The organism is Pedobacter sp. KBS0701 (genome assembly GCF_005938645.2).
Lineage (GTDB): Bacteria > Bacteroidota > Bacteroidia > Sphingobacteriales > Sphingobacteriaceae > Pedobacter.
This window is the reverse complement of the sequence record NZ_CP042171.1, coordinates 2,105,019-2,127,313: the sequence shown is the minus strand read 5'-3', so window position 1 is coordinate 2,127,313 and position 22,295 is coordinate 2,105,019. Positions and strand designations below refer to the sequence as shown.

Sequence of the window (22,295 nt, the reverse complement as noted above, 5' to 3'; positions counted from 1 at the left end):
GTATTAAATTAAAAAGATGCTTCCAAACCAAAACTGTAAACCTTTACCTGTGGATAGATATTTCCGGCTCCCACGGGCGCTTCTACGTCATATCCCTGCCAAAAGCGATCGAATGAGCCCAGGTTTGAACCATTTGCAAAAATCCTGAGCCTTTTCAAAGCAACCTTCTGTGCGATGTTTACCGGAAATGTATAACCTACCTGAACATTTTTTATCCTCACATAGGATGCGTCTTTCAGGAAATAGGTAGACACCTGCTCATTATTGGTTTCGCCAAAGGCCAGCCTGGGGTAAGCGGCATTTGGATTGCCAGGTGTCCAGCGATCCTTATTGTCTTCGCGGATGGTGCCACCGATAGCTCCACCCACATTAAAAGGTAAAATACCAGGACCAGCCAGGTAACCATTGGCCTTGCCAACACCCTGAACCAGCACTGAAAAATCAAAGCCTTTGTATGAACCGCTTAGATTGGTGGCAAAGGTATAGCGTGGAATGGTGCTGCCCATCACAATCTTATCTGATTCGTTAATGATATTGTCTCCGTTTTGATCAACATATCGGATATCACCTGCCTTAACTGATCCAAACTGCTTGGCATGGGTAGCCACCTCGGCATCTGAAGCGAACAATCCATCTGCCTGGTAGCCAAAAAGCGATGCAATGGGATAACCTTCACGGTTGACGGTTAAACCTGTCTGATTAATTCCACGCATATCAATTACCGTATTTTTCACGTCGGAAATATTGAAACTTACATTGTAATTAAATTCATTCAGCTTTCCCCGGTAAGTAAGCCCCAGCTCCCAGCCGATATTATCCACTACACCGGCATTTTGATAAGGTTTTTCAAAACCTACAATTAAGGGGATATCAAGCGGTAACAAAATGTCGCTCGTTCTTCTCCTGTAATAATCTGCCGTGATGTTCAGGTTCTTAAAGAGAGTAAGATCTAAACCAATATTTTTTTCCTCGGTACTTTCCCACGAAATCAGCTTGTTGGCCAGGGTATTCAAAGCAGCCGTATTCACAATCTGCTTTCCAAGCGTATAAGACTCCAGCAAAATGGTGGTGATAGACGGATAGGTACCGATGTTCTGATTACCCAGTTTACCCCATGATACACGAAGTTTAGCCTCACTGATTACATTTTTTAAACCGGCCATAAAATTTTCTTCCGATATGCGCCAGCCTGCAGAAGCTGAAGGAAAAAACCCGTATTTATTACCAGCCGAAAAACGGGAAGAACCATCGTAACGGGCATTGAGCTCCAGAAGGTACTTATTTTTATACACGTAGTTAAACCTGCTGAAAAGCGATTGCAGGGCCCATTCTTCTTCACTGCCGGTAGCCTGCTGGTTTTGGGCAGAGCCCGCATTTAATACAGGATAATCTGGTAAAATATAGGTATCGCGGTAGGCATTGGTCCATTGATTAAAATAGTCTTCCCTTGATGCACCGGCCAGTAATTTAAGATTATGGTCTCCAAAAGTTTTGGATGCGGTTACCGTTGCACGCATATTGTTAAAAAAAGACTGACTGTTGTATTGCGTTAATGAACTGAGTGCAGGCGTTAAATAGCTGGTGGCCCCATTGGGCAGGTAAGACTGAATGGCTTTCCGGAAATTTTTAGATGAAGATAAGGCATACTTTGGCGAATAAACGGCTTCCATTTCTAACCATTCAACAGGCTTATAATTCAGTGCTGCGTTAATGCTGCCAAAAGGTGCATTGGTACGGTTAGCTCCCCCTTCTTTACCTGCTGAAATGGGATTGAATCCATTCCATCCCACCCCCCACTGGCCACTTTGGTTCACCCCGATCTGATTGGCCGGAATACTGTTCATCCATTGAAAAATGGCATCAGAAGTTGCTGAAGGATCAGTGGTGATGGCATTGACGTACTGAAGATCTATCCTGGCCTTCAACTTATCTGAAAAAGCAATATCCGCATTACTTCTGATGGTATATCTTTTGAAACCCGAATTTTCGATGATCCCTTTCTGGTCAAGTAACCCGAATGAACCCAGCAGCTTTACCTTTTGGGTGCCGCCCTGTATAGTTAAAAAATGACTTTGCTGCAAGCCCGAGCCGGTTAAGGTTTCTTTCTGCCAGTCGGTATTCGGGTAAAGATCAGAACTGGCGCCATTCTGCTCCCGGTATTTCTGAATAAGTGCGTCAGAATATAGAGCGGTACGGCCAGTATTGACATAAGCCTCATTGGTTAAAAGCATGTGGTCAAGCGCATCTACCAGATCGGGCATGTTGGTTGGCTCCTGCCAGCCAATATAATTGTTGTAGGAAATGCTGACCTGATCAGCAGCGGCTCTTTTTGTGGTAACGAGGATCACACCGTTTGCTGCTCTTGAACCATAAATAGAAGCCGACGCAGCATCTTTTAAGATGGAGATAGATTCAATCAGGTTCGGATCAATATTATTCATACTGCCCTCAATCCCGTCAATCATCACCAACGGGTTAGGATCGCTGATCGTTCCAATTCCCCTAATCCTGATGGTACCGGCATCGCCACCCGGCCGGCCCGAACTTTGCCTTACCGTAACCCCTGGTGCCATACCTTGCAGTGCTGCTGAAGTTTGTCCGGCAGGTCGTGCGGCAAGATCTTTACCCGAAATCTGTGAAACAGCTCCCGTTAAATTCACCTTCTTCTGAACACCATAACCTACCACCACCACCTCATTTAAATTCTGATTCAGGGGAAGTAATTTCACATTAATCTGGTTATCGCTTCCTACCGATATTTCCTGTGGTGTATAACCCACATAGGAAAAAATAAGGATATCACCGGCATTTGCATTAATTTTATAGCGTCCATTCTGATCGCTGACCGTTCCTCCGCTGCTGTTGCCTTTTATTTTTATACCTGCACCGGGGATAGGCGAACCATTTTCATCAGTAATGAGCCCGGTTTTATCTTCTGCTTTTGGACTGGCCAATACCGTAGGTTTATGCTCTTCGGCCGCCGGCTTTGCGATGGCCTTTTGCAAAATGATATAATTTTCTTTAACCGTCCAGCTGAGTCCCTTACCTTTCAGGCTGACATTCAGCACTTCATCCAGTTCGGCCTGCTTAAAGCTGACGGTAATTTTCTCCGAATCATTCAGAATTTTATTGCTATAGAAAACAGTAAGGCCAGTTTGCGCATTAATATTCTTAAATACCGACGCAAAGCTGATGTTTTTGCCTTCCATGTTGATTTTACCTATAGCCTGGGATTGAGCGCCCATCACCACTGTAAAAAGCAGTATAAAAACAATTGGCAAGCAAAGCCGACTCTTTCGGGTAAGATTTTTTTTCATAACAGTTAAAAGTTTATAAGTGGTTTTCCTTAAGATGCAACTTTAACTGAAATGGGTGAATGGCTGAAGAAAAAAATTATTTAAAAATTAATATACCATTTTTGAGCTGTGCCCGAATGCCCGAACTGAGCTCCAGATTGGAAAGTACCACCTTAAGTGGCATGGTTTTATTGACCTCGCCTGTGAAGGTTTGCTCCGCTAAATCGGGTGTACTGAAAACTACTTTCACATCAAACCAGCGCCTAAGCACCCGGGCAATATCGCCTAACGAGCGATTGTGGAAATAATAAAGTCCCTTGCGCCAGGACAACAGTTCCTGTGCATCAAAAGGTTGCTTAGTGAGGCGATCCCGGATGGCGTTCACCTGTTCGCCTGGTTTTAAATCAATGAGCTGCCGGTCTTTTACAGCCGAAACCGATCCTTCTACAAGTGCAGTAGAAAAACTTACCTGATCATAAGCATTTACGTTAAAGGAAGTACCATGAACCTGAACATCGGCAAATGCTGTATGCACTATAAATTTTCGTTTCTTTTCATGTGCCACTTCAAAATAAGCCTCACCGGTTAAATAAACTTCCCTGATCTGCTGATTAAAGTTATAGGGAAATTTCAAAGTAGAAGCCGAATTCATCCACACTTGTGTACCATCCGGCAGTCTTATCTTATAGTCTTTAGTGGCCGGAACATATAGCGTAGCCTGATCTGCGTCAGTGGCCTGGTCTGCATGATAAGTCAGTTCATTTGCTCTGGCTTGTCCGTTTAAACCATTCTGGTTAATGTTACGGTCAGTGTTGAGTTCAATCGTCCTGCCGTCACTGGTTTTCAGGTATACCTGATTAGTTTGGATAGCTGATGGCGAAGGACCATGACTACTGCCTTTATCTGCATAAAAATGCCATACCAGCGGCATACCGATCAAGAGCGTGGCTGCAACAGCAATGTATTTTAAATTCCGGTAAAAAAGTGGTTTTGTTTTTTGATCTGCCAGTTTTGGACTTAGTTTTTGCCACGCTGCTTTTTCATCCAGTGATGATAAAAATGTTGCGGCACCAGGCTCATCCATTTTCGTTTTCAGCTTCAGCCAGTATGCTTTAATTTCAGGAATATCAGCGATTGCTTTTTCTGCAATTGTATCATCGCCATCACTGATCGTTCCCGCCATTTTTTCAAACAGAAGCCCTTTAATATATTCCTCTTTATATTCCATCGCTAATTGATAGATGCATTAATGTTTAAATTAGGTGAATGTTTATCTGAATGAAATCAATTTTTCCTGCAACATTTTAACGGCGAGTTTCAGGTGTGTCTTAACAGAGTTGACAGATAAACCCATTTCTGTTGCGGCTTCTTTATATTTTTTATCTTCTAAATATACCAGTTGAAAAGCTTTCTGACGTTGCGTGGGTAGTTCTTCCAGCGCATACTGAATCATTTTTTCATGCGCCGCATCTGATAAAAATTCTTCGTCTGTAATCAAATCAAGTGTATTGGTATATTCATCCAGCCGCTGCTGATCGGTTTTTCTTTTTCTGAGGCACATGAGGCATTGGTTATGTACCGCCTTGAAAAGATAGGCCTTCAACGCAGTATTAACAGAAAGAAATTGTGATTTCTCCCACATGGAGATGAAAAGGTTCTGAACCAGGTCTTCCGCCTCCATTTCGTTCTCCAGCATCAGATACGCTTTTAAAGCCAGCGCCTTATAATATTTTTTAAACACCAGCTCATAAGCAGATTGATTACCATTCTGGAGGTCTTTTAATAAAATTTGGTCAGAAATCTCCATTAAAACAGATTAAAGAAGGGCTAAATATATACTTTGATTCTGAAAATCGCAACAGCCCGTTCAATTTTACCAAGTGGCTGTATTTGAAACCTATAGAATAGCTCATGCCGGCAGTATCACGGTTACAGCAATAACGTTAATCATTTAATGCCGCTTATTTTTATATTTTAGCATCTATTAAATCAATAAACATAAAACGATAACAATGAATGCATCGCCACAACTTAAAAGCTGTTTAATGGTCGTCTTTATGATGATGATGACAAGCTGCCAGGATCAATCACACCAGAAAATTCAACATCAGCCTGTGGCAGAAAAAACCATTTCGGGTAGCATTAAATCTCTTGAAAAGAAAAATCAGCTCGCAAAAACAACAGCCGGAAGAGATACGATCAGAAACATTGGAGCCACGCAGATGAGCGAAGAAGCCTATCAAAAAGCAACAATAAATCTAAATGATAGCACTCTAACCATCTATGGAAACATCAGGGCCGATTACAGGATTTTCGGTTATGAAAAGCCGGATACGAACTCGCGGAAACTCATACTCTTTTCGGTATTTACAACAGATGTTAAAGGAAATCCATACCGTTGTCCTTATGGTGCCTATTATGCTACCTCAGAAATGCAAAATACATCCATTACATACATCGGTAGCACAGGTAGCTTCATAAAAGCCAGTGTTGTACAGGCGCAACAGGTACAAATTCCAGTTTACATCCTGAAAGACTGGGTGGAATTTGAAAAGTAAGGGTCCGGAAATTAGTTTACCTTAAATCAGGGATTATCTATGAGATCTAATTTTTCTTCTTAATTTTTGGCGTTTCAATTTTAACTGGTTCTGCTTTTGTCGGATACTGTGTGTCTAATGTTTTTAATGGTTCCGTAATCAAAGGCAAGGTTGACTTTTTCTCTTTCTGAGAACCATTACCATTTTGATTTAAACCAGCTTTCTTGAACAATGCTTTTGGGCCTATCTTTACTTTACCAAAATCAGTAAGCGTTTGCTCAACAACTTTAATATCATCATACTTTAAAAGGTAACTTTCATCATGATAATCTGCTGCAACCGCATTGGTATAATCAGTACCTTTTTTATAGATATCTTTTCGGATAAATTTATTAGACGATTCATCTAAAATGTAGTTGTTAATATCAAAAACTGAAAACGCTTCAGATAAATAATTAAAGCCATTGGCAGTTTTCAATTCATTGTTAAAGTAAAATTCTTTCGCTTCCTTACCTTTTTGCTGTTGCTTTTTATAATTACTGATAAAGGTATCAAACTCCGCATCAGCACCTGTTTCATTCTTCTTAAAATCACCCCAACGGGATTGTAAAATGGTTTTGCCATTTTCAGTTTTAAAAGTTGCCGAAAAAGGCTTCTGCTCGCCAACAGTTTTATGATGAAAGAGCAGAAAATCATTGAAATGATGATCTAAATTGAAAATATTGGTATTGTTTTGATATAGATGATTGATGGTATTCTGAGCTAAGGTTAAAGTTTTCGGGCTTCGAGCCAATTCAATCACATAGTATGGCTCCCCGCCATCATAATCTTCCTCAAAAGTATTCATCAGGCTATCATCATCGAACTTGATATAAGTTGGTCCGTCATTTAAAAATCCACTGGCAAAAGTTAGTTTCACGCCACTTTTTACAGCCGTATTCTTTCTTCCCAGAACGGTAAAAACCTGCTTTGGAATATCAGGTATAAAATTGATCTGGTTATTGCTTAAAGTATATTTTCCCAACACAAGTGTTGCGTAGCCGAATAGCGCAAAACTGCCATCATCGTAAATATAGATTCCGTTCTGACTCCCCTGTACATATCTGCCTGATGTATTTTTAGTCATCCTGTTTTCTTGTTGTGCAAATACTTTGTTTATCAATAGTAATGTTAAAATCAATAAGTATTTTTTCATTTAGATACATTTTGTTTAGTTACAAGAACTACAGCTTGATTTATTATTGACCCACTTTATTATAGGCATTTATCATGATATTTTTCGGGTCGCTATTAGCGAATAAAACCTTCGGTAATTTATACTTTTTGGTAGTGGTTTCTGCTGGCATATCTTCTTTCATGGTATTAATGTTGGTTTGCTCAAAAATACCCTTAATCAAATCTAACTTTAGTTCAGTTTGCCCACCGGCACCCATGGCAAAACTGCTGATATGCGTTAAAACCAGCTCGTTGTTAATATATTTAAAAGTACTTTCTATACTTCCGTTGGGTCCGGTTGATTGCTGTGTAAAAATAAGTTGTCCATTTTTATCTATGTTAAGATCTTCAAAATCATAATTCTGGTATCCGTCTTCCCTGAATTTTGAACCAAGAATTGAAAAGGATTTAGCATCAACGCGATAGGTATTATCCATTTTCAATAATATCAGGGCGAGCCGATGAGCAGTGGTGTCTTTGGTCTTCATTAACACGATTACCTTATCTTCTATGCCATCATGATTTAAATCTCCGTTGGCTTCCATATCGATATCATAACCAGGTGGAATTAAAGCTGCAACTTTATTGCCCATTTTTGAGAAATCAGGTTCCGGAAACTCAAGCCTGTTTTTAGCTTCGGCCTTTCTGCCTGCAGTATCAATATTTTCCTTAACCACTGAAATAGTATTGCTTGTGGTTTGCTTTTTCTCATTTTTGCAGGCCGAAAGATTAATTATTACACTTAAACAAATCGTATAGACTATTATTTTCATAGCGCTATTTTTTTAAATTAATGAACGGTTTAATACTGTCTTTTCGAATAATTGGCATGAACACCTTTTTTGCTCTGTTACCTGCTTTTTTCACGGTATTTACTAACCGGCCATGGTAAGCCCTTTAAAAAGGATGGTTTTACCATCCACGATATTGAACATATATATATTATTATATTCACCTTCACTTACTTTTTTGCCATTTTCATCAACACCATTATTTCCAAAACTCATATTTAAGTAAAGGACAGTATCTCCTTGCTGAACATCAGCTAACATCTGGTAAGTGTAATCTGTTACTGTAAACACAGGAGATTCAGAATGGTGGTCATTAAAAAGTTTATTTGTCTTGATTTTCATCAGGGTTTTACTAAAATCGGCATTGAAAATTTTTTCAAAATGAAGATCAAAATCTTCTTCATAAAATAGTTCCGCCTGGGCATATTTTGCCTTCCGCTTTTTCCACTCAGTTTCACTTAGTTGCACAATAAACCATAAACTGGAATTTTCATCGGCAACAATCGGAAAATTAAAATACGTTTTCAGTTTAGCTTTGTCTTTAAGGTAAACCGCTCGTCTGAAATTTTTAAAATCATCGATCCAGGTTTCAACCGAAATATACCCGGTTGTTGGTCTAACAGGGGCTTTTGCAATATTATCAATCTTTTTTAATGATGTATCAGATTTACCCACAACCACTTTTGGCTTTTCATCTCTACAAGCAGCCAGGCAGAGCATTAATCCAAGAAGCAAATTAATATTTTTCATAATGTACGAAATTCAAGCCTATAGTTTATTTCAAATTTATATGATCTTTGTATACTGATATTCCTTATCACCGTCAAGCTATCCTCAATAAAAATAGCATTTTCAGCAATCATATTTCCCGTCATACGTTCACTCCGAAGCGTGTTCCACTTCTTCTTTTAATTTCGGTGTGAATGCTTCTTGCTTAACATAACAATAAATAATCAGTAAAGATTGGAGGAGATACGAAATTGTGGATAAAAACGGTGACGTTATGGCTTAAAGGTAAAGAAGTTTTATCCATTTGCCGTTCCGTCCTTTCTCAGAATAAATCATTTTTTGCGATGGTGCTCAAGGACATTTCGAACCTGAATATATCGCCTTTGATTTGACTCCAAAAAGAATTTAAAGTTAAGCCTTTCAGAAATGCAGCGCTTTTTTATTGAAATTTATTTCAAGCCGATAAATGTTTCAGCATATTTTTTTTAACAAATTTTCATAAAATTTTATAATCCGGATAAATAAACGTTAATTAGACATTTATTTATTGTTATGAGCAACGCAAACTATGTAATTGGAGTAGATTACGGGTCAGATTCTGTCCGGTCTGTTCTAGTCGATACCGCAAACGGGAAAGAAATAGCATCATCTGTTTTTCTTTATCCAAGATGGCAGAAAGGTTTATATTGTAAACCCGCTGTTAATCAGTTCCGCCAGCATCCCTTAGATTATATTGAAGGTTTAACCCACACCATAAAAGATTGCCTGGCCAAAGCCGGTGGTGCAGAAATTGCGCATTTGGTTAAAGGTATTTCAGTTGATACAACCGGCTCCAGCCCGGTTGCTGTTGATGCAACAGGTACTCCCCTTGCTTTAACCAAAGATTTTGAAGAGAATCCAAATGCCATGTTTGTGCTTTGGAAAGACCATACATCAGTTAAAGAAGCCGCGGAGATTAATGAGCATGCTACAAAATTCAGCACCAATTACCTTAAATATGTTGGTGGCATTTATTCTTCTGAATGGTTCTGGTCTAAATTGCTATATATTTTAAGGGTCGATTCAAGTATTAAAAAAGCTGCAGCATCCTGGGTAGAACACTGTGATTGGATTCCATTTTTACTTTGTGGTGGAAATGATATTAAAGAAATGAAGCGCAGCCGTTGTGCTGCTGGCCATAAAGCACTTTGGGCAGAAGAATTTAACGGTTTACCTCCGGAAGATTTCTTTAGTAGTCTTGATCCGCTTTTAGCCGGCTTTAGAGATAAACTATTCACCGATACCTATACCTCTGATGTTGCTGCGGGAACATTGAGCGAAGAATGGGCTACAAAACTGGGTTTAAACACGGATGTAGTTGTGGGCGTTGGCGCATTTGATGCGCACATGGGCGCGGTGGGCGGACAAATTGAGCCTTATTACCTGAGTAAAGTAATGGGTACCAGTACCTGCGATATTTTGGTTGCACCTAACCAGGATCTGGATGGCAAATTGATTAACGGTATCTGCGGACAGGTTAATGGTTCTGTAATTCCGGGGATGGCTGGTTTAGAGGCGGGGCAATCTGCTTTTGGCGATGTTTATGCCTGGTTTAAAAATTTAATCAGCTGGCCACTGAATCATTTATTGACCGAATCGGCACTAATAGATGAAGCTACGGCAATTGCTTTAAAAGAAGAGCTGGAGGCCAAAATTATAGCCAGTTTAAGTAAACAAGCTGAAGCTTTAGAAGACTATGATTACGCAGAACTGGCAGTTGACTGGTTAAACGGTCGTAGAACACCGGATGCAAACCAGGAACTTAAAGGTGCCATAACCGGTTTAGGTTTAGGAACTGACGCACCACGTTTTTTCCGTGCTTTAGCTGCAGCCACCTGTTTCGGTGCCAAGGCTATTGTAGACCGCTTTAACGAACAAGGTGTACCTGTAAAAGGAATTATCGGTATTGGTGGTGTAGCCAAAAAATCAGCTTATATTATGCAAATGATGGCAGATGTATTGGAAATGCCAATCAGAATACACCGCTTCGAGCATACCTGTGCTTTAGGTGCAGCTATGTTCGCTGCAGTAGCAGCAGGTGTTTATCCGAATATTGAAGCCGCGATGGCAGCCATGGGAACTGGTTTTGAGAAAGAATACAAACCTGATGTGAAAAAGCAAAAGCTTTATCGTCAGCATTACCAGCAATATTTAGGCCTTGGCCGTTACCTGGAAAAATACAATAAAAAAGATGTAAAACCTTATTTATCATGAGCAACTATCAGGATATAAAACAACAGGCTTATCTGGCCAATATGCAGTTGCCTAAACTGGGTCTGGTACTTTTTACCTTTGGTAATGTAAGTGCTGCCGACCGTTCAAAGGGAGTATTTGCGATTAAGCCAAGCGGTGTGCCTTACGAGGATTTATCGCCGGAAAAAATGGTCATTGTAGACTTTGACGGGAACACAGTTGAAGGGGATTTACGCCCTTCTTCAGACACTAAAACCCATGCGGTTTTATACAAACACTGGGAAGAAATTGGGGGGATTGTGCATACACATTCTACCTATGGTACGGCCTGGGCACAAGCACAAAGGGCAATTCCAATTTTTGGAACCACACATGCCGACCATTTAACCGTCGATATTCCATGTGCACCACCAATGGCGGATGAAATGATCAAAGGGAATTACGAGTATGAGACGGGCTTCCAGATTATGAACCATTTTGAAAGTTTAGGCCTGAGTTATCAAGAAGTCGAAATGATTTTAGTAGGTAACCACGCTCCTTTTACCTGGGGGAAAACGGCCGAAAAAGCAGTTTATAACAGCGCGGTTTTAGAAACTGTAGCACAGATGGCTTTATTAACCGAGCAGATTAATTCGCAGGCCCCAAGGTTAAAAGATTCGTTGATTGAGAAGCACTATGAGCGTAAGCATGGTTCCGGGGCTTATTATGGACAGAAATGATTTTGGAGTTGTTAGTTTGGAATTTTGAGGCTTAATGATATAAAAATTTTAAAGAATTTGGAAAGCATTGGCAGTAGTACTTAGGAAACGAAAGTCCCGCCATTCGCTATAGTCCCGATGAAGAATCGGGAGCTGCCGCTGCTGTCGGGTTTAACATTATAAGGTTTGCCTAAGTAAGTTAAACCTGATTGGAGTGAGCATGAGCCCAAACCGCAGGTAGGTGAATAAAACGGAAAGCAGGACTGCGGTAACCGATGAAATACGGAATTTTGCTTTTCAAAAAAGGAATAAAATTGGATTTAATAAACCTCGCAGGTTTTAAAAACCTGCGAGGTTTGAAAACAGATTATAAATTAAAAATAACATAGATAGTAATGATTGATTTAAAAAAATTACAGGTTTGGTTTATTACCGGTACACAGCATTTGTACGGCGAAGAAACCTTAAAACAAGTGGCAGAACATGCGCAACAAGTGGCAGATTCCTTAAACCAAAATGGAAATATCTCTGTTTCGGTGGTTTACAAACCGATTGTAAAAACGACAGAAGAGATTTTTGAAACTTTACAGCAAGCTAATATTGATGAAAGTTGTATTGGGGTAATTACCTGGATGCATACTTTTTCTCCGGCAAAAATGTGGATCAGAGGTTTGAATGTTTTGCAAAAACCTTTATTGCATTTACATACGCAATTTAACCGCGATATTCCTTGGAATACGATCGATATGGATTTTATGAACCTGAACCAAAGTGCTCACGGCGATCGCGAGTTTGGTTTTATGGTGACCCGTATGCGTAAAGACCGTAAGGTAGTGGTTGGCCATTGGCAGGATGAGGAAGTAGCCAAACAGATTGATACCTGGTGCAGGGCTGCTGCCGGATGGCACGATTGGCAAGGAGCTAAATTTGTCCGTTTTGGTGATAATATGCGTTATGTTGCGGTAACTGATGGTGATAAAGTGGAAGCTGAAATGAAATTTGGTTTCGCGGTAAATACCTATGGTATAGGTGATTTAGTGGCGGTAATTAATGGAATAAGTGAGGAATCTGTTCAAACGTTATTAAAGGAATACGAAGCTACCTATGACATGGCCGATGACTTAAAGGCAGGTGGTGCGAGACATCAATCGGTTTACGATGCGGCTAAAATTGAACTGGGTTTACGTAAGTTTTTGGTTGATGGCGGTTTTAAAGGTTTCTCTGATACGTTTGAAGATCTGCATGGTATGATCCAGTTACCGGGAATTGCAGCACAACGTTTAATGGCCGATGGTTATGGTTTTGCTGGTGAAGGTGACTGGAAAACCGCTGCTTTGGTACGTGCCTGTAAAGTAATGGGTGCTGGTTTAGCGGGTGGAAATGCTTTTATGGAAGATTATACCTATCATTTTGATCCGGCAAATTCAATGGTATTAGGCTCGCACATGCTTGAAGTTGATGCTTCTTTAGCAAGTGGAAAAGCAAGTTTAGAAGTTCATCCTTTGGGTATTGGTGGCAAAGCAGATCCTGCACGTTTGGTTTTTAACGTAGCTGGTGGAGATGCTTTAAATGCATCTTTAATTGATATGGGTAACCGTTTCCGTCTGTTAGTGAATGAAGTAAAAGCCGTAGAAGCGGAACATGATTTACCAAATTTACCTGTGGCACGCGTACTTTGGAAACCACTGCCTGATATGAAAACAGGTTGTGCAGCCTGGATTTATGCTGGTGGCGCACACCACACCGCTTACAGCCAGAACTTAACTACCGAACATTTATTGGATTTTGCCAATATTGCCGGTTTAGAATATGTAAATATCGGTGCAGATACTAAAATCAATCAATTCAGAAATGAATTGCATTGGAATGAGGTTTTCTATAAATAGTTTTTAGTTAATTAACGCTCAATGTTCAGGCCGATAATTTCAGGATTATCGGCTTTTTTTGTTCTTAATAATGGAATTTGTTTATTGGTCGGTAAGAGACCAGCCAATAGGATAAATCTAGAGTGGTCGTCATCTCGACTGAAGCGCAGCGAAATGGAGAGATCTATTATAGATTTCTCAACTGCTTTTCGTTCATTTACCATTTACAGATTTTAGTAGAAGTTCGTCATTCCCGCGCAGGCCTATCGTGTGGACACATCTTTTTTAAGTATTTTTAGGCATTTTGCTAGCCAACTCTAATAAAGCACGGATTTTAACCAAGGACGCTGTCAATCCCAGGAGCCGGGGAAATCAAAAAAACAGTTGCACAACAGTAAAAATGACACTAACAAACCTGAAACGCAGTGGTTTTGTGTTCATAACCGATGATTTAATTTTAAAAAATATTGAACACAAAACGAAGTGCCGCTGTTTTTTTGATGCGCGTGAGATTGCGCAAAAGGCTCATTGCTGGATTGACAAAGCGCTTTGGGTACTTTGGCGCTCCAAAGTGCCATGCCCAACGGCATAGAGCGATAGAAGAATGTTATAATTAATTGTGTCCACACGATAGGCGCAGGCGGGAATCTTAATGCTTATTGCATTAAGATTCCCAATCAAGTTGGGAATGACGATTCTAGCCAGACTAGCAATTCACTAAAATTCCTATTTTAATTTTAATTATAAACATGAGGATTATATACTAACCATCGCTTTAATCACCCCATTTTTCGGATCAAGCCAGCTTTCAAACTCACCTTTTACTTCCTCAAATTTAACTTGATGGGTAATGTAATTGGTTGGGTTAACCAAACCGGCTTTCATTGATTTAATGACGTGTTCAAAATCTTCTATAGTGGCATTTCTGCTGCTCATTAAAGTAGATTCTCTTTTATGAAACTCCGGATGGTTGAAGATTAAATCGCCTTTTTGTAATCCGATTAAAACGAACCTTGCACCATGAGCCATATAATTGATGGCATTATTAATTGCTTTTTGATTACCGGTAGCGTCAATTACAACAGTTGGCATATCCCCATTTGTAATATCACTCAGTTGCTGAACCACATCAGCTGAAAGCGCGTTAACCATATAGGGCACTTTCAATTTATCTTTGCAGAATGCCAGGCGGTCTTCATTAATGTCCAGCGCAATTACATTTGCACCTGCAATCCGGGCAAACTCCATAGTACCTAAACCAATTGGTCCGGCGCCAATAACGAGTACAAACTCTCCGGGCTGAATAGCTGCCCTTCTAACCCCATGCGCCCCAATGGCTAAAGGTTCAACCAAGGCGAGCTCATCGTAACTCAACCCTTCGCCATGTAAAAGCGTTCTCGATGGAACCTGTAAATATTCGCGCATCCCTCCATCAACATGTACCCCACAAACCTGCATTTTAACACAACAGTTTGATTTGTTCATCCGGCAGGCAATGCATTCGCCACATTTGAAATATGGAATCAAAGTTACGGCTTCTCCTGTTTTAAAACCTTCAGCTCCATCAATCTCAACCAGTTCACCAGAAAGCTCGTGCCCTAACACACGGGGATAATTAAAAAAGGGTTGGGTGCCTTCAAAAGCATGTAAATCGGTTCCACAGATGCCGATCCGTTTAATTTTTATAATGGCGTGATCTTTTTTTAATGTAGGTTTTTCTGTTTCCGAATATTCAAAAGTTCCGGGTGTGGTACAGGTAAGGGTTTTCATTCTTATTTTAATGATTGAATTTTGAATGAATGAATTATTGAATGTTGGTAGCGATTTTAAAATCATTCTATCATTCACTCAATTTATCATTCAATAATTAATTTTCTAAGCGTTCGCTAAAGCTCTATCTAAATGTACATAACCACCATCAACATGGATAATCTGTCCGGTGGTATGACTTGATTTATTAGACATTAAAAAAGCGGTCATGTTTGCGATTTCTTCTGCAGTTGTCATTCTGTTTTCCAATGGAATTTTTGAAGTAATTTCTTTTAGTTTTTCTTCTGCATTGTCTAAAGTCTCTATCCAGGTTTCGTAAGCAGGTGTCCAGCATTCGGCAACCACTACTGCGTTTACACGGATGCCATATTTCAATAATTCAACAGCCCACTCGCGGGTTAATGCATTTCTACCGCCATTTGCGGCAGCATAGGCAGAGGTATTTCCTTGTCCGGTTTCAGCCGTTTTAGACGTGATGTTTACAATGGCGCCTTTGCTTTTAATCAATTCTGGCAAGGCATGATGTGCCATTAAATAATAATGCACCACGTTTTTATGTAACGAAGCCATGAAATCATCGTAATTTCCATTTTCTAAACCTACCCCATCATTCACGCCTGCATTATTTACTAAACCATCAATCCTTCCAAATTTAGCAACGATTTCTTTAACCACTTTTCCGCAATCATCCGGATTGGAAAGTTCTGCAACAAACTGTTCTGCTTTTTTGCCCTGAGCAATAATTTCATCAACTACTTTCTGGTTATCTTCTGCTTTTCTGCCAACAATAACAGCAATGGCGTCTTCTTTAGCAAACACTTCTGCAATGCTCCTGCCGATGCCTTTTGCAGCACCAGTGATGATAATAACTTTTTCTTTTAACTGTAAATCCATAGTTTTTTAATTATTTTAAAGCGTTCGTCATGCTGAATTTAGTTCAGCATCTTTCTCTTGTTGTTCAGATCCTGAAACGAGTTCAGGAAGACGGTACCTCTTAGTGAATCATTATTTTTATATCTGCTTTCCTTGATGCTGGTAATACTCGTAAATCTATTAATTTTCCGTCCCTTAATTGTCCTTCAACAGTGGTCTGGTAAGGCGCATAAAGTTTAAAATGCACATCCCAATCTTTAGGCCATGCAGGAAAAAGGTAGATGTTTTTGCCGTCTACCTGCATTAGCATTTCCTGTAAACCGATCATGCCTGAGCCGCCCCAATTATGGTCTGGCACCCAATCAAAACCTGGTCCCCAGAAGGCTGGGAATCTCCTTCCAGAGTCTTTTAACTTTGCTGTGGTTAATTTTGAAGCGTCTTCAGTTAAACCTAATCTTGCTGCAAAAATATTGTCCTGTTTCCACCCTACGTAACTCCGGAATTTTAGCACATCGGTATCGTATTTATAGGTGTTGACAGCCGTATCTAAACCGGGTTTTCCGATGCCGTAAATCCCCCAGGGATAAACCGGATACAATTGCGGACTTTCGGTATTGTTAACGCGTTCCCAAAGTTTCGCCGGAGCAATTGTTGTGTGGCCATCGAATACCCTAAAACTAATTGGTGGAATGGTTTTTAGCATGGCTTTCCATTCTGATTTTTGCTTTTCAGATAAATTGGGTTGCTCCACAAGTCTTTCCAAAACGGTTTTTAAAGCCGAAATGGTTGAGGTGGAGTTGTAGGCCATTTTATAGGTTTCGGCACCAGAGCCCGGATACAAAACCAAATGTCCATCAGCATCTAAAGTTTTTGCCCCGCGTTGCTTGGCTAAATAGGTGTAATGCTCCTTGAAAAATGTTAAAGAACTTTCAATTAATGGCAGATATTTTTCGATGTGGTTGCCATTATATCTTTCCGTTTCCAAAATCATCATACAGAACTCTAAAACGGTATCCCACTCATACTCTAACCAGGCATTGTATTCCATACCTTTGTTAAAATCTGCAGGTCGTTTCCAGCCATATTCTGCTGGATTTGGTAAGCCAAAATTTTCTAACTGTTCTGTAAAACTGGCACCGTTATGTCCCCAGGCAGCTTGCGTTCTGATTTCAGCATTTTTTAACAAATTCAGGTAGAAATCGAACTGGGGTTTCATTATTTCAAAATCACCGCTTTTTAACATCGGCCAATAAACCAAACGCTGGTTTTGGGCAGTATGTGTTCCACCCCAGTTTCTGAAATCGGGTGTGTATTTTAAAGCGGTATCTGTAAGTTGTGGATCGAAAGTGAATAGACCGCCGTTAAATTTTGTAGGATATTTGCCGAATGCATTGCAACCCAACATATACCTGAACAACTGATAATTTTTAGCCGATTGATTAGCAGATTCATCTTTGGAATTAATATAAATGAAACTTCTTTTCCAGTAATCGTTCCACCATTTTATACTTGCTTTCTGGCTATTTTTGTTGTTTATAACATTTAAGCTTTGCTCCCATTGCTTTGCAGAGGTTGCTGTAACAGTATTTAATGTAATGGTAATATTGGTAGCGTTTGAAGGCTTTTTACTCTTCAAAACCCAGGCTTTAAAAGGTGTACTTAAATAAACACCTTCATAATTCCCCGCCGGAAACAGGTTATCTCCCTGCATTGAGCCTCCAAAAATCAGGTTTTTTAAAGGATTGAATAATTCAGCTTTTCTATCTTCTAAGCCTTGTTGCTTTACAGCAACATCGAATACCGTTTCGGGCTTATTTTGATGGTAGAATTGAAGGGTATTGTTTTTAAAAGCAATTTCATCTTTAAAGGTTTTTACAATGCCCTGAGGCGCCCATTTATACGAATTTTGGTTGTTCTCTTTGCCTTTGGTTATGCGGTCTTCAAATCGCCAGTTTTCGTAACTTGCTTCTGTTGTGATTTTTTTACTTGATTTAATGTCTAAATGAATGACAGGACTGAAAACATCTACCCAAACATTGATTTTGGCGCTTAATTTACTATTTGCGCCTGAAATCTGGGCGTAACCATCTTTTAAGATCAGTTCTTGTTTGAATGTTTTTCCTAGGAATGGGTTTGGGGATAATTTGAGTTTTATTCGACCAAGTTTGAGTAAGGTATTGTTCTCATCGAAGGTACCACTTTTGGATAGATAAAGGTAAACATTGCCATTTTCTACCCAGAGGTTGAGGCCGATATCGCCACCACCTACAGGCATCGATTCTGATGAATTAAGGCTTTGGGTATTCCAAACCACGTTAGATGGAGATTTTTCCTGGGAAAAAGCATTTGATTGTATGGACCACGAAGACACGAAGAGCACAAAGAAAAGGTTAAGGTTTTTTGACCATTTAAGATATATAAGAGCATTTAAGTTCCTACATAAAATACCTTGTTCTCTTTGTGTCTTTGTGGTTAACATTTTTTGGCATATAGTATTTGACCACCTAAGACACCTGAGCACACCTGAGGCATGGTTCAAAAATTTTGACCATATAAGATATATAAGAACATTTAAGTTCTTAAATGAAGTACTTCGTGTGCTTAGTGGCTTCGTGGTTAAAATCATCTTAGTTATCCCAATCATCAGTACGGAATGAGGAAACGGGTAACCCATCGTTACCAAATAAATCGCCGGTTACAAAATCTTTAAAGGCATAGCGAACAGCCACCGGTAACTTAACCTGCTCCGCTGAAACGGTGATGCTGCTTCCTGTTATAGTTGCCTTTGCGGGGTAAAATTTATGGTCTGCACCTGCTACTTCAAATAAGGCCAAATCTTTTCCAAACGAAGTTAGACCATTTGCTGCATTTTGAAACTTGATGACCGCTTTAGTTTTATCAACTGTGAAAGAGTCATAGTTTGGACTTAATGCACCAAAACCTTTTATGCCATAAGTTTGGGATAGGGCCAGGTAAGCCAAACGTGTTCCACCCTGTTTTTTGTTTGCGGGATGGATTGATTTTTCCTCGCCAATATCCATTAAAACTGCCATTCCCGAATTTGGGATTTTAGTTAAGGATTTACGTTGTGCATCTCTTAAAAATGCTGAATTGAATTTTGCACCAACATGATAAGGTGGCAATTGGGCATAATTATAAGGTGCAATTTGAGCATAATAGAAAGGAAACTCTCCATTATCCCAGTTTTTTCTCCAGGAAGAAATCATTGCAGGGAATAAATCTTCATAGCGGTCTGGACGTTCGTAATTCGATTCGCCCTGGTACCAGATGGCACCTTTTATGCCATAACCGATTACCGGATAAAGCATACCATTATATAGAGTTGTTGGCGTTCTGCTTACTTCTTTTATAGTGTCGGTTTTTGAAGGGATTTTAATCTCAGGGAATGCTTTTAAATCCTCGGGCGACATCCAGGCCTCAATTGTAGAACCCCCATAACTATCGTTGATGATCCCGATCGGAACATTTAATATTTCGTTTAATAAGGAGCCAAAGTAACAAGCAGTAGCGCTGAAATTGGAAACGGTTTCAGGTGCAGCTAATTTCCATAGTGAAGGTTTGCTGTTATCTTGTCGTTCGGTGATGGAAGAACGCGGAACAGTATAAAGCCTGATGTTTTTATTGGTCGATTTTAAAATTGCTTCGTTGGAGCCAATTATCGGCTGATTTTTAAAGCCTTTCATAGGCATTTCCATGTTCGATTGGCCACCACAAAACCAAACTTCACCAATTAAAATGTCGGTTAGGACAAGTTTTTCGCCATCGTTTAATTCAATATTGTATGGACCACCGGCTGACGGAGTAGCAACTTTTATTTTCCATTTACCATTCTGATCAGAAGTAATGGTGTAGTTCTGTTTGTTCCAGGAGGTGTTGATTTTTACCTTGGTAGAAGGCTTGGCCCAGCCCCATATTGCTACATTGCTTTGTTGCTGTAACACCATGTGATCGGTAAAAATCGATGCAGGTTTAACTGTGGCTGATGCAATGAGGCAACAGGTAATGTTTAAGAAAATTAAAAGCTTTAGTTTCATTTGTTATTGTTTTTCATCACTTAAGATTCCTTAGTTTTGGTTACCTTATAAGACATTTAAGAGGCATGTAAGCTCAATAGTATATTTTTGGCGCCTCATCTATCGACCACCTGAGCCACCTGAGCGCATCTTAGTTTATTACTTAATAACTATTAACTGCCATAATCTTATATTTTCTTACATGTCTTATATGGTAAAACCTAAATATCACCTACTCACTGGCAACCATACCGACATTTCTGAATGGCCGCGGTTTCCCCAGGCAAAGTATGGTACCAGTTTAATTGATGTTGTTGTATTTTTATCTTCAATGGGCCTGTACAACACATTTTTCCAGTTGTTTGGCGCTACTATTTTTGCATTTCCTACTAAACTCATCATAACAGCGCCATCTATATTAATTGGTTTCGCCTCAAATTTAGTCGAAGCTGGAATAAAAGCATTAAAAATACTTTTACCAGGTAAATCTGTCGATTCTAAACAGTAAACAATCGGTCCGCGTTTTATCGCTACCTGATTTCTGTTTTCTTCCACCAAAGGATTGGCTTCAATCAAAGTAGCTTCCATCGGGAGATTTAGTTCTATCACATCGCCCTTTTTCCAAATGCGGTTGATTTCTGCATAAGTTCCGGAAATGGCTTTAACATTTTCGGCTTTTCCATTGATGGTGATCTGTGCATCATGCGTCCACGACGGGATTCTAAAAAATAATGAATAAGCTTTGTTTCCTGTTTCCTTAATGTTGATTTTGATCTTCCCATCCCAGGGATAATTGGTTTCCTGGGATAATGAAATTTTTTGACCATTCATTAATGTAGTACTTAAGTTATTACCACCATATAAATTAAACCACAGTCCTTTATCTGAAGTACTGTACGCATAATCACTCACTTCTGCGATCGTTCTAACTACGTTAGGCGGGCAACAATTGGATAATGCAATATAAGGCGCCCTATCTTTCGACCAGCGTTGTTTAAAAGGTAAATCATCTGATTGTGCCAGTGGATTGGTGTACAAAAAGTTCTTTCCATCCAGGCTGATTCCAGACAGAATGCTGTTGTGCAAAGCCAGTTCAATTACATCGGCATATTTAGCATCGCCCGTAATCTGCAACATGCGCCAGTTCCAAAGTACATTGCCTATGTTGGCACAGGTTTCGTTATGTGCGGTAAAATTTGGCAATTGAAAATCACGACCAAATGCCTGATGGATTTTCTGTACATCGGCCGGATTGTAAGACGTTCCATCTGGCGAAGTGCCATCATAAAGTGAACCACAACCACCCGTGATGTACATTTTGTGCTGATTGACATCATCCCACATTAAATTTAAAGTATTTAAAAGTGAATCTTTACCCGTTTCGGCATATAAATCAGCAACGCCGGCATAAAGATAGTTTGCACGTACGGCATGGCCCATGGCTTTGGTTTGCTGTAAAAAAGGAATCCGATCCTGGTTGTCATCTGTACCATCCTCAATTTTTCCTTTAATCGCAATTAAATGCTGCGCCAGTTCTAAATAACGCAGATCTTTAGTGGTACGGTACATTTCTACCACACCCATATAGTGAGATGGACATATTGCATTTCTTGCCAAAGTTGGAGATGCTGATTTATAGAAATTGTAGAGATAATCAGATGCTTTTTTAGCAATGTTAAGCAGTGTCGTTTTTCCAGTTGCCCGGTAATGGATGCAGCCTGCCGTCATTAAATGGCCAATATTATACGATTCAAAGCTCAAACGATCCTGAAACTGGTTTTTAGAGCCTGTTTTGCGCTGCTCGATCATCGCTTTGGTATAAATGTAGCCATCTTCGCGTTGCGATTTACCGATTACGGCAATAGCATTATCCATCATTTCGTTCAGTTTTGGATTTTTCGTAGAAGCATATAAAACGGCTACAGCCTCCAAAGTTTTGTAATAATCGCCATCATGAAAAGAAGGTCCTGAGTGTGAACCTGTATCTAAACCTGCGGCAATTTTGAAATTTTCAAAAGCATGACTGATTTTCGGATCGTTATAAATGGCCCACATATTCGGTACCATGGTTTCGGTGGCTACCTTAAAACGACCGGCCCAAAACCCTCTTGTCCAGGTTACATCTGTCATATTGATGCTGTGCAGTTTTGCGTAAGGAGAATTTGATGTATTGACCAAAGCCTTATCTTGTGCCTGCACGCAGAGCGAGATCAAACACAATGTTATAAATACACTATTTTTTAATGATTTCATAT

The 22,295-nt window shown here is 39.7% G+C and carries 15 protein-coding genes; 4 read left to right on the top strand and 11 right to left on the bottom strand.

Annotation, left to right across the window (positions count from 1 at the left end; translation table 11 throughout):
• Nucleotides 1-8: 8 nt before the first annotated feature.
• The 3 genes from FFJ24_RS08370 to FFJ24_RS08360 form a co-directional block, all read right to left on the bottom strand.
• On the bottom strand, nt 9-3,317 hold the full coding sequence (locus tag FFJ24_RS08370; RefSeq protein ID WP_138821060.1) for a TonB-dependent receptor: 3,309 nt from the start codon (nt 3,315-3,317) through the stop codon (nt 9-11).
• Between the two features lie 76 nt (nt 3,318-3,393).
• A complete protein-coding gene (locus FFJ24_RS08365; RefSeq protein ID WP_138821059.1) occupies nt 3,394-4,524 on the bottom strand; it encodes a FecR family protein in 1,131 nt (376 codons plus the stop codon).
• A 42-nt stretch (nt 4,525-4,566) separates the two neighbouring features.
• A complete protein-coding gene (locus FFJ24_RS08360) occupies nt 4,567-5,103 on the bottom strand; it encodes an RNA polymerase sigma factor (RefSeq protein WP_138821058.1) in 537 nt (178 codons plus the stop codon).
• Nucleotides 5,104-5,308: 205 nt separating this feature from the next.
• Here FFJ24_RS08360 and FFJ24_RS08355 point away from each other — a divergent pair, with 205 nt between their 5' ends.
• Complete coding sequence (locus FFJ24_RS08355) at nt 5,309-5,854, top strand: hypothetical protein (RefSeq protein WP_138821057.1); 546 nt, start codon at nt 5,309-5,311, stop codon at nt 5,852-5,854.
• A 46-nt stretch (nt 5,855-5,900) separates the two neighbouring features.
• Here FFJ24_RS08355 and FFJ24_RS08350 read toward each other — a convergent pair whose 3' ends face one another.
• The 3 genes from FFJ24_RS08350 to FFJ24_RS08340 all read right to left on the bottom strand — a co-directional run bounded on the left by FFJ24_RS08350 (nt 5,901) and on the right by FFJ24_RS08340 (nt 8,589).
• Nucleotides 5,901-7,028, bottom strand: coding sequence for a hypothetical protein (locus FFJ24_RS08350; protein WP_138821056.1), 1,128 nt, complete (start codon nt 7,026-7,028; stop codon nt 5,901-5,903).
• A gap of 43 nt (nt 7,029-7,071) precedes the next feature.
• Nucleotides 7,072-7,821 carry a hypothetical protein gene (locus tag FFJ24_RS08345; RefSeq protein ID WP_138821055.1) on the bottom strand — a complete coding sequence of 250 codons (750 nt, stop codon included), beginning with the start codon at nt 7,819-7,821 and terminating at the stop codon, nt 7,072-7,074.
• A 102-nt stretch (nt 7,822-7,923) separates the two neighbouring features.
• Nucleotides 7,924-8,589, bottom strand: coding sequence for a hypothetical protein (locus FFJ24_RS08340; RefSeq protein ID WP_138821053.1), 666 nt, complete (start codon nt 8,587-8,589; stop codon nt 7,924-7,926).
• A 531-nt stretch (nt 8,590-9,120) separates the two neighbouring features.
• Here FFJ24_RS08340 and FFJ24_RS08330 point away from each other — a divergent pair.
• The 3 genes from FFJ24_RS08330 (at nt 9,121) to araA (ending at nt 13,384) form a co-directional block, all read left to right on the top strand.
• Entirely contained in the window at nt 9,121-10,821 is a 1,701-nt protein-coding gene (locus FFJ24_RS08330; RefSeq protein ID WP_138821051.1) for a ribulokinase, read from the top strand.
• On the top strand, nt 10,818-11,519 hold the full coding sequence (locus FFJ24_RS08325; protein WP_138821049.1) for an L-ribulose-5-phosphate 4-epimerase: 702 nt from the start codon (nt 10,818-10,820) through the stop codon (nt 11,517-11,519). The genes FFJ24_RS08330 and FFJ24_RS08325 overlap by 4 nt, the downstream gene beginning before the upstream one ends.
• Before the next feature lie 374 nt (nt 11,520-11,893).
• Nucleotides 11,894-13,384 carry an L-arabinose isomerase gene (araA, locus tag FFJ24_RS08320; RefSeq protein ID WP_138821047.1) on the top strand — a complete coding sequence of 497 codons (1,491 nt, stop codon included), beginning with the start codon at nt 11,894-11,896 and terminating at the stop codon, nt 13,382-13,384.
• A gap of 735 nt (nt 13,385-14,119) precedes the next feature.
• Here araA and FFJ24_RS08315 read toward each other — a convergent pair.
• The 5 genes from FFJ24_RS08315 to FFJ24_RS08295 all read right to left on the bottom strand — a co-directional run bounded on the left by FFJ24_RS08315 (nt 14,120) and on the right by FFJ24_RS08295 (nt 22,293).
• Nucleotides 14,120-15,133: a zinc-binding alcohol dehydrogenase family protein gene (locus FFJ24_RS08315; protein WP_138821046.1), complete on the bottom strand. Its 1,014-nt coding sequence runs from the start codon at nt 15,131-15,133 to the stop codon at nt 14,120-14,122.
• Between the two features lie 105 nt (nt 15,134-15,238).
• Nucleotides 15,239-16,027: an SDR family oxidoreductase gene (locus FFJ24_RS08310; RefSeq protein ID WP_138821044.1), complete on the bottom strand. Its 789-nt coding sequence runs from the start codon at nt 16,025-16,027 to the stop codon at nt 15,239-15,241.
• A gap of 100 nt (nt 16,028-16,127) precedes the next feature.
• A complete protein-coding gene (locus tag FFJ24_RS08305) occupies nt 16,128-18,320 on the bottom strand; it encodes a DUF5703 domain-containing protein (protein WP_246862772.1) in 2,193 nt (730 codons plus the stop codon).
• A 313-nt stretch (nt 18,321-18,633) separates the two neighbouring features.
• Nucleotides 18,634-20,061, bottom strand: coding sequence for a sialate O-acetylesterase (locus tag FFJ24_RS08300; protein ID WP_138821042.1), 1,428 nt, complete (start codon nt 20,059-20,061; stop codon nt 18,634-18,636).
• Between the two features lie 207 nt (nt 20,062-20,268).
• Complete coding sequence (locus FFJ24_RS08295; RefSeq protein WP_138821040.1) at nt 20,269-22,293, bottom strand: glycoside hydrolase family 127 protein; 2,025 nt, start codon at nt 22,291-22,293, stop codon at nt 20,269-20,271.
• Nucleotides 22,294-22,295: the final 2 nt, after the last annotated feature.

Coding starts and splice junctions, on each gene's coding strand:
- FFJ24_RS08370 (WP_138821060.1), bottom strand. CDS start 3,317: ATGAAAAAAAATCTTACCCGAAAGAGTCGGCTTTGCTTGCCAATTGTT.
- FFJ24_RS08365 (WP_138821059.1), bottom strand. CDS start 4,524: ATGGAATATAAAGAGGAATATATTAAAGGGCTTCTGTTTGAAAAAATG.
- FFJ24_RS08360 (WP_138821058.1), bottom strand. CDS start 5,103: ATGGAGATTTCTGACCAAATTTTATTAAAAGACCTCCAGAATGGTAAT.
- FFJ24_RS08355 (WP_138821057.1), top strand. CDS start 5,309: ATGAATGCATCGCCACAACTTAAAAGCTGTTTAATGGTCGTCTTTATG.
- FFJ24_RS08350 (WP_138821056.1), bottom strand. CDS start 7,028: ATGAAAAAATACTTATTGATTTTAACATTACTATTGATAAACAAAGTA.
- FFJ24_RS08345 (WP_138821055.1), bottom strand. CDS start 7,821: ATGAAAATAATAGTCTATACGATTTGTTTAAGTGTAATAATTAATCTT.
- FFJ24_RS08340 (WP_138821053.1), bottom strand. CDS start 8,589: ATGAAAAATATTAATTTGCTTCTTGGATTAATGCTCTGCCTGGCTGCT.
- FFJ24_RS08330 (WP_138821051.1), top strand. CDS start 9,121: ATGAGCAACGCAAACTATGTAATTGGAGTAGATTACGGGTCAGATTCT.
- FFJ24_RS08325 (WP_138821049.1), top strand. CDS start 10,818: ATGAGCAACTATCAGGATATAAAACAACAGGCTTATCTGGCCAATATG.
- araA (WP_138821047.1), top strand. CDS start 11,894: ATGATTGATTTAAAAAAATTACAGGTTTGGTTTATTACCGGTACACAG.
- FFJ24_RS08315 (WP_138821046.1), bottom strand. CDS start 15,133: ATGAAAACCCTTACCTGTACCACACCCGGAACTTTTGAATATTCGGAA.
- FFJ24_RS08310 (WP_138821044.1), bottom strand. CDS start 16,027: ATGGATTTACAGTTAAAAGAAAAAGTTATTATCATCACTGGTGCTGCA.
- FFJ24_RS08300 (WP_138821042.1), bottom strand. CDS start 20,061: ATGAAACTAAAGCTTTTAATTTTCTTAAACATTACCTGTTGCCTCATT.
- FFJ24_RS08295 (WP_138821040.1), bottom strand. CDS start 22,293: ATGAAATCATTAAAAAATAGTGTATTTATAACATTGTGTTTGATCTCG.